The following is a 1,261-nucleotide window of genomic DNA, read 5'->3' on the forward strand; positions in this document are numbered from 1 at the left end:
TTTTGCAACTAGAATAAAAAGTGGACACCAGTTAAGAGACATTAAATAATGAACTTAACTAGGAGGTGTTCACATGAGTGAACAGCGGCAGAGCTACAATGAGGAGTTTAAAAAACAGACGGTTAAGTACATCCAGGAACAATGCAAATCGGTGACAGACATTGCCGAGGAATTAAATATTCCTGCGAAGACGCTACATTCTTGGTTGGGGAAATACCGTCAGTTTGACAACGAATCGGTCGCAAGCGTAGACCGAGTACGTGAACTAGAGCAACTCCTTAAGCAGAAAGAACAAGAACTAAAAGAGAAGGACAGGCGAATCGCTAATGCGGAAGAAGAGCTAGCGATTGTAAAAAAGGCGGTGCACATCTTCAGCAAACCAAGGAACTGAGGTTTCAGTTCATCGAGGAACACCGCTCCGTGTTCCCATTGGAGAAGATGTGCAAAGTGTTAGATGTCTCTAGGAGCGGATTCTACAAATGGGAAGCGTCTGATCCGAGTAGACGAGAGCTGCTGAAACTTGAAATCGTCGAACGCATTAAATTCCACTTCTACGATTCGGAAGAGCGGTACGGAGCACCTAAGATCACGCATTTACTGCATCTTGAAGGATACGACATCGTTGAGCGGACAGTAGGTAAATACCTGCATGAACTAGGGCTGCGCTCGTGCGTTGCACGAAGGTTCAGAGTGACAACAACCGACTCCAATCACGATGATCCGATTGCCCCGAATGTGCTTGATCAGAACTTTGAGGTTGAAATGCCAAACAGCGTATGGGTCGCAGATATCACGTACATCCCTTGTCGTGAAGGCAGACAGTATCTTGCAAGTGTCATGGATCTTTGTACTCGAGAAATCGTAGGTTGGCGCCTTGGAAGTCGTATGACGACAGACCTCGTGCTGGGAGCGTTGGAGGACGCCTTTGCGGCCAAGAAGCCAACTTCAGGACTAATCCATCATTCCGACCGTGGGGCACAGTATGCGTCCCTGGAGTACCGTTCACGGCTTCAGAGCTTTGAGATACAGGCAAGCATGAGCCGGAAAGGAAACTGCTACGACAATGCGTCCATGGAGTCATTCCACAGTATTTTGAAGAAGGAACTCGTGTACTGCAAGAAATTCAAAACAAAGCAGCAAGCTTACAATGAGATCTACAGGTACATTGAATTCTTCTATAACCGGAAACGAATCCATGGGTCGCTGGGATATTTGTCGCCGGTTCGTTTTGCCGCACAATTTACGGCTTAAGAGATTTTTT

General features: G+C 46.6%; 2 protein-coding genes. Both read left to right on the plus strand.

The genetic code is table 11. The annotated features are described in order from the left end of the window. The first annotated feature begins 73 nt into the window (after positions 1–73). Positions 74–391 (plus strand): transposase, encoded by a 318-nt coding sequence (locus FE782_RS31965; RefSeq protein ID WP_138198422.1) that lies wholly within the window; start codon positions 74–76, stop codon positions 389–391. Between the two features lie 11 nt (positions 392–402). Beyond that, a complete protein-coding gene (locus FE782_RS31970) occupies positions 403–1,251 on the plus strand; it encodes an IS3 family transposase (RefSeq protein WP_238392742.1) in 849 nt (282 codons plus the stop codon). The last annotated feature ends 10 nt before the right edge of the window (positions 1,252–1,261 follow it).

The organism is Paenibacillus antri, from assembly GCF_005765165.1.
In the GTDB taxonomy this organism is placed as follows: domain Bacteria; phylum Bacillota; class Bacilli; order Paenibacillales; family YIM-B00363; genus Paenibacillus_AE; species Paenibacillus_AE antri.

Excerpts from the sequence above, each read along its gene's own strand:
- FE782_RS31965 (WP_138198422.1), top strand. The coding sequence starts at position 74 with ATGAGTGAACAGCGGCAGAGCTACAATGAGGAGTTTAAAAAACAGACG.